The sequence below is a fragment of the Sphingorhabdus sp. genome (assembly GCF_044239665.1).
In the GTDB taxonomy this organism is placed as follows: domain Bacteria; phylum Pseudomonadota; class Alphaproteobacteria; order Sphingomonadales; family Sphingomonadaceae; genus Sphingorhabdus_B.
This window is the reverse complement of record NZ_JBIIBA010000047.1, coordinates 1-6,665: the sequence shown is the minus strand read 5'-3', so window position 1 is coordinate 6,665 and position 6,665 is coordinate 1. Positions and strand designations below refer to the sequence as shown.

The 6,665-nt window shown below is 54.9% G+C and carries 8 protein-coding genes; all 8 read left to right on the top strand.

The features are described from left to right. Positions 1-785: 30S ribosomal protein S2 (gene rpsB / locus ACILP3_RS10260; RefSeq protein WP_395616535.1), on the top strand; the 785-nt coding region annotated here is incomplete at its 5' end. 161 nt (positions 786-946) lie between these two features. Further along, positions 947-1,873 (top strand): translation elongation factor Ts, encoded by a 927-nt coding sequence (tsf, locus tag ACILP3_RS10255; RefSeq protein ID WP_395616534.1) that lies wholly within the window; start codon positions 947-949, stop codon positions 1,871-1,873. A gap of 144 nt (positions 1,874-2,017) precedes the next feature. Continuing rightward, positions 2,018-2,743, top strand: coding sequence for a UMP kinase (gene pyrH, locus ACILP3_RS10250; protein ID WP_395616536.1), 726 nt, complete (start codon positions 2,018-2,020; stop codon positions 2,741-2,743). A 3-nt stretch (positions 2,744-2,746) separates the two neighbouring features. Further along, positions 2,747-3,304 carry a ribosome recycling factor gene (frr, locus tag ACILP3_RS10245; protein ID WP_395616533.1) on the top strand — a complete coding sequence of 186 codons (558 nt, stop codon included), beginning with the start codon at positions 2,747-2,749 and terminating at the stop codon, positions 3,302-3,304. Positions 3,305-3,344: 40 nt separating this feature from the next. Continuing rightward, positions 3,345-4,061, top strand: coding sequence for a polyprenyl diphosphate synthase (gene uppS, locus ACILP3_RS10240; protein ID WP_395616532.1), 717 nt, complete (start codon positions 3,345-3,347; stop codon positions 4,059-4,061). Then, positions 4,058-4,795: a phosphatidate cytidylyltransferase gene (locus tag ACILP3_RS10235; protein ID WP_395616531.1), complete on the top strand. Its 738-nt coding sequence runs from the start codon at positions 4,058-4,060 to the stop codon at positions 4,793-4,795. Before uppS ends, ACILP3_RS10235 begins: the two co-directional genes overlap by 4 nt. A 4-nt stretch (positions 4,796-4,799) precedes the next feature. Next, entirely contained in the window at positions 4,800-5,960 is a 1,161-nt protein-coding gene (locus tag ACILP3_RS10230) for a 1-deoxy-D-xylulose-5-phosphate reductoisomerase (RefSeq protein ID WP_395616530.1), read from the top strand. Between the two features lie 5 nt (positions 5,961-5,965). Continuing rightward, positions 5,966-6,665: M50 family metallopeptidase (locus tag ACILP3_RS10225; RefSeq protein ID WP_395616529.1), on the top strand; the 700-nt coding region annotated here is incomplete at its 3' end.

Sequence of the window (6,665 nt, the reverse complement as noted above, 5' to 3'; positions counted from 1 at the left end):
AGCAATTGCTTGAAGCTGGGGCCCATTTCGGCCACCAAACACACCGTTGGAACCCGCGTATGAAGCCGTATATCTTCGGCGCGCGCAACGGCATCCACATTCTCGATCTGTCGCAGTCCGTGCCATTATTTGCACGTGCGCTTGATTTTGTTGCCCAGAGCGTTTCGTCTGGCGGCAAGGTTTTGTTCGTTGGCACAAAGCGTCAGGCCCAAGGCCCAATCGCCGATGCAGCCCGCGCATCAGGTCAGCATTTCGTCAACCATCGCTGGTTGGGCGGCATGCTCACCAACTGGAAGACCATTTCAAACTCGATCAAGAAGCTCAAGACGCTTGAAGAGCAGCTTTCGGGCGACACGCACGGTTTCACGAAGAAGGAAATTCTTCAAATGACCCGCGAGCGCGACAAGCTTGAAATGAGCCTTGGCGGTATCCGCGACATGGGCGGCATTCCTGACGTCATGTTCGTCATTGACGCCAACAAGGAAGAACTCGCCATCAAGGAAGCCAATGTTTTGGGTATTCCAGTGATCGCAATCCTCGATTCAAACGTATCGCCTGACGGCATTGCATTCCCCGTTCCTGCAAATGATGATGCCGCGCGCGCCATTCGTTTGTATTGCGACGCTGTTGCCACTGCGGCAACCAAGGGCAATGTAAATGCAAAGGTTGCCAAGGGCATCGACCTTGGTGCGGAAGTTGAGCCAGCGGCTGAACCAGCGTTGGTTGAAGAAGCCGCCCCTGCTGCTGAAGCCGCTCCAGCTGAAGCGCCTGCCGCAGAAGCGTAACATTTTTTTGTCATTCCCGCATAAGCGGGAATCCATGGTCTGACTTGTCGGTGTAAACTGATTGGGTGGGCCATGGACCCCCGATCAAGTCGGGGGTGACAATGTTTAAAGCGATGAGGGGCTCCTGCCGCTCGCTAACCACATTTCGAAAGGACACATTTATGTCTGCAATTACTGCTTCAGCCGTCAAGGAACTGCGTGAGCTTTCCGGCGCTGGCATGATGGACGCCAAAAAGGCACTTGAAGAAACCAATGGCGATATCGAAGCTGCCGTTGATTTGCTGCGCGCTAAGGGTCTTGCAACCGCTGCCAAGAAATCCAGCCGTACTGCGGCTGAGGGTCTTGTCGGTGTTGCTGTAAACGGCACCAAGGGCACCGCGATTGAAGTTAACAGCCAAACCGACTTCGTTGCCAAGAACGAACAATTCCAGGAATTCGTTGCCGCCGTGAGCCAAGTTGCTCTTGGCTTGGCTGCTAACGAAGCCGAGGCCGTTTTGGCTGCGCCTTATGGCGACGGTGAGACGGTTCAGGATCGTCTGACCAACAATATCGCAACCATTGGTGAAAACCAGGTTATCCGCCGCGTTAAGTCACTTTCGGTTAGCAATGGCCGTGTAGTTTCTTATGTGCACAACGCCGCTGCGCCCGGCATGGGCGGCATTGGCGTTCTGGTGGCGCTTGAAAGCGAAGCCGACGCTGCGACGCTAGATGGCCTTGGTAAGCAATTGGCGATGCACATCGCGGCTGCATTCCCGCTGTCGCTGGATGAAACCGGTCTTGACGCCGAAACGCTTGAGCGTGAGCGCGGCATTGCCCGTGAAAAGGCATCGGAAAGCGGCAAGCCTGCCGATATCGTCGAAAAGATGGTTGAAGGCGCTGTAAAGAAGTTTGCCAAGGAAAATGCATTGTTGAGCCAGCCATTTGTCATGGACGGCAAGACACCCATTTCTGACGTTGTGGCCGCTGCTGGTAAAGAAGCTGGCAAACCCATCGTGCTGAAGGACTATGTCCGCTTCCAGCTTGGTGAAGGCATTGAAAAGGAAGTGTCCGACTTTGCGGCTGAAGTAGCTGCGGCGGTCGGCGCATAAAAACAAAAGTGCTGTTCGCATCTCGACCAAGCGAGATGTGCGCGGAGTTTATGTGCTGCCAATAAATTACGGCATAAGCACTTGGCGATGTGGCGCGCGGCTTCTATAGCTGGGCGCCATTATCGTATCAGGGTGAGGGACATTATGGGCGCGCACGGCTATCGTCGCATTCTGCTGAAATTATCAGGTGAAGTGCTAATGGGCGATCAAGCCTATGGCATTGACCCCGCTACGGTTGCTCGCGTGGCCGAAGAGGTAAAGGCGGCGCAGGATACTGGCCTCCAATTGTGCTTGGTCATCGGCGGAGGAAATATTTTCCGTGGGATGTCCGGCGCTGCAAAAGGCATGGATCGTGCGCAGGCTGACTATATGGGCATGCTTGCGACCGTTATGAACGCGCTCGCAATGCAAAACGCGCTGGAACAGCTTGGCGTTCCGACCCGTGTCCAATCCGCGATTGAGATGGATAAGGTTTGCGAACCGGTCATTCGCCGCCGTGCAGAACGGCATTTGGAGAAGGGCCGGATTGTCATTTTCGCCGCTGGCGTTGGTGCACCGTTCTTCACAACGGATAGTGGCGCTGCGTTGCGCGCGGCTGAAATGCAATGTGACGCCTTGTTTAAAGGGACCTCGGTTGATGGCGTCTATGACGCTGACCCCAAAAAAGTTTCAACTGCAAAGCGTTATGAAACATTAAGTTACAACCGTGTCTTGGCAGATAATCTGAAGGTTATGGATGCCAGCGCGGTATCTTTGTGCCGTGATAACAATATTCCAATCGTGGTGTTCTCTATCCGTGAGCAGGGCAATTTATTGAAAGTGCTCGACGGAAGCGGCACTTCAACTGTGGTAACAAGCGAAGGAAACTAACCCATGCCGCAATATGACAAAACCGATGTAGAGCGCCGCATGAAGGGCGCCGTCGATTCATTTAAAAGCGATCTTTCAGGCTTGCGGACGGGCCGCGCCAATGTGACCTTGCTCGATCCGGTGGTGGTTGAAGTGTATGGATCGCACATGCCGTTGAGCCAAGTTGCAACCGTCAGCGCGCCAGAGCCGCGCCTGTTGTCGGTTCAGGTATGGGATCGGTCAAATGTGACCCCGGTGGAAAAGGCGATTCGTTCGGCAGGCTTGGGCCTCAATCCGATTACCGATGGCCAAACGCTGCGCCTGCCAATTCCCGACCTTACCGAAGAACGTCGCAAGGAACTCGCCAAGCTGGCGGGCCAATATGCGGAAAAGGCAAAAATTGCGATCCGCAACGTCCGCCGCGATGCCAATGACGGGTTGAAGACCGATGAGAATAAGAAGGTCATCAGTGAAGATGACCGCAAAAGGTTGGAAACTGAAGTCCAGAAAATGACCGATGAAATGATCAAGGCTGTCGATGACGCGGCCGCGCATAAGGAAAAGGAAATCCTGAGCCAGTGATTTTGGCCAAGCCTGTAACTGCATCGGGTTTAGCTAACTGATGGCTGTCGCTGACGATCAAGAGCGCATTGCCGCCGGAACGGGCAAAATGCCGCGTCATGTTGCGATCATCATGGATGGCAATGGCCGCTGGGCGAAAAAGCGCATGTTGCCGCGGGCGATGGGGCATAAGCGGGGTGTGGAGACTGTCCGCAATATCGTCCGTGCGGCAGGTGAGCTCGGGCTGGAAACGTTGAGCCTATACGCCTTCTCCAGCGAAAACTGGAAACGGCCTGAGGATGAGATCAGCGACCTAATGGGCCTGATGCGCCAATTTATCAAATCTGACTTAGATGAATTCGCCGCTAACGATGTGCGCCTTAAAATTATTGGGAATTATAAAGCATTAGCGCCCGATATTGTGGACATGCTTGAAGAATCTATCGCGCGGACGTCGCAGAACAGCCGGACGACATTGGCAGTCGCACTGAACTATGGCGCGCAAGATGAATTGGTCCGCGCGGCCCGTGCTGCCGCTGCGCAGGGCGAAATTAATGCGGCGCGCATTGAGGCCAATCTCGACACGGCTGGCTTGCCGCCGCTGGATTTGCTCATTCGCACATCAGGGGAGCAAAGGCTGTCCAATTTCATGCTGTGGCAGGCGGCTTATGCCGAATTGTGGTTTACCGAAACCTTATGGCCGGATTTTAGCAAAGACGAGCTCGCTGCCGCCCTCAACGAATTTGCGCGGCGTGAACGGCGCTATGGTGGTCGATGAACGATAAGGTCGCGCCGCTGCTGAAACCCCGCTCGGACCTTGGCATACGAACCTTGTCGAGCGTCGCCATGATGTCGGTTGCAATACTTGCGATCTGGCTGGGCGGCTATGCCTTTATGGGCCTCGTTATCCTTATAGGCCTTGGTGTGTTTTTTGAATTTACCAAATTGGTGCTTGGTTTCGCGCAAAGTCTACAGGCGCGGACATTGTGGCTTTTGGGCGGCCTGGGCTATGTTGGCCTTGCATGTTTCAGTTTGATACTGTTCAGCGCGCCTGTCTTCGGCATGACGCCCGCAATCTTATTGATCGCAGCTGTCATTGGCACGGATGTCGGTGCGTATTTCGCGGGACGAAGTATCGGCGGAGCCAAGATCGCGCCGCGCATTAGCCCGTCCAAAACATGGTCTGGCCTTTTTGGCGGCATGATTGGCGCGGGTCTTATGATGGTTTTTATGCAAGCAGGCATCTACGCCTTCAGGGGCGGTGAAGCTGGCGATGGCGATGTTTATCTGGCCCAAGGCTGGTTTCGCCTCATGCTGACGGGGGCCGCGCTTGCGGTGGTCGCGCAAATGGGCGATTTCTTCGAAAGCTGGATGAAGCGGCGGGCAGGGGTAAAAGATTCTGGCCGATTGATACCGGGCCATGGCGGCTTATTTGACCGGACGGATGGCCTGATTGCTGTTGCTTTTGTCGCGGGTGTCATCATGATCTTTCAAAATGTGACGGGTAGCTGATCCCATGACGCGCAGCGTTTCCATCTTTGGCGCAACAGGTTCGGTCGGGCTGTCGACATTGGATCTCATTCGCCAGCATCGCAGCCAATATCGCGTTGTCGCGCTAACCGCGAACGGCAATGCGGCTGCGATAGCGCAATTGGCGCAGGAATTTGATGCCGAACTGGCGGTCGTTGCGGATGAAACGGCTTATGCCGAACTCAAGGATGCCTTGGCAGGGACAGGCATAGAAGCCGCAGCAGGCGCAGACGCGCTTGTGGAGGCCGCCAGACGCAATGCCGATTGGACGATGGCCTCCATCGTCGGTTGTGCTGGATTGCCCTCTACGATGGCTGCAATCGAGGCTGGCAAGACCGTTGCTTTGGCCAATAAGGAAGCATTGGTTTCCGCAGGCGCGTTGATGATGGCTGCGGTGCACCGGTCGGGCGCAACACTTTTGCCTGTAGACAGCGAACATAATGCGATATTCCAGTGTCTGGCGGGCGGAAAAATTGACCAAGTACGCAAAATCACCCTGACCGCAAGCGGCGGGCCGTTTCGCTCTTTCTCGCTTGAGGAGATGCGCAGCGTCACGCCAGCGCAGGCGGTGGCGCACCCCAATTGGGACATGGGCGCAAAGATCAGCATCGATTCTGCGACCATGATGAACAAAGGCCTTGAACTGATTGAGGCCTATCATTTGTTTCCGGTGGGCCTGGATAAAATCGAAATTCTTGTGCATCCACAATCGGTCATTCATTCGATGGTCGAATATGTTGATTGTTCGACTTTGGCGCAGCTTGGATCGCCAGATATGCGCATTCCCATCGCCAGCGCGCTGGCATGGCCCGAGCGCATAACGACGACGTGCAAGCCGCTGGATCTAGCGACCATTGGGCAGTTGACGTTTGAACAGCCGGACATCGCACGTTTCCCGGCGTTGCGGCTTGCAAGAGCAGCGATATCCGATGGCGGAGCAAAGCCGGCAATCATGAACGCGGCCAATGAAGTCGCCGTGGCGGCGTTCTTAAATGGCCATATCGGTTTTCTTGATATTGCAGCTTTGGTGGAAGACACGCTGTGCGGTTACGCACCGAATAATCTGCCAACCTGCATCGATGACTTGTTCAGCATAGATGCAGCCGCGCGCGTTTATGCGCAGACGCTCATTCAAAAGGTTACCTAATGCCCATGGAATCGCCAAATATCATCGTGACTGTTCTTGCGTTTCTTGCGTTGATCGGCAGTCTGGTTGTTGTCCACGAACTTGGCCATTATCTCGTCGGCCGCTGGTTTGGTGTGAAGGCGGAGAAATTCTCGATTGGCTTTGGCCCCCAAATTTGGGGCAGGGTAGACAAGCGCGGAACGCTATGGCGCATTGGCCTCCTGCCTTTGGGCGGCTTTGTCCAATTTGCAGGCGATATGAACCCGTCGAGCCAAGCCGACGAGAGCTGGAAGCAGTTGCCAGATGAGGAGCGCAACCAGACGTTCCAATCCAAGGCATTATGGCAACGTGCGTTGATTGTTTTTGCCGGGCCAGCGGTGAATTTCATCCTCGCCATCCTGATCGCGATGGGTTTTCTGTTAGCATTTGGGAAATCGGTGACGCCACCCATAATTGACGTGGTGCAGCCCAATAGCCCGGCTGCGGTGGCGGGCCTGACGGAAGGAGATCGCATCCTGACGTTGAACGGCCGGACGATCGAGACATTCGACCAAATGGCGCAAGAAATTGTAATGATTCCCAACGAACGGGTCGAGATTGAAATCGAACGCGACGGCGCGCGCATGACAAAGGACGCCACGGTCGCTGCAGTTATCGAAGTTGATCGGTTCGGCAATGAATATCGTATTGGTCGGCTTGGCCTTGGCGCCAGCAAATTGGAAGTCC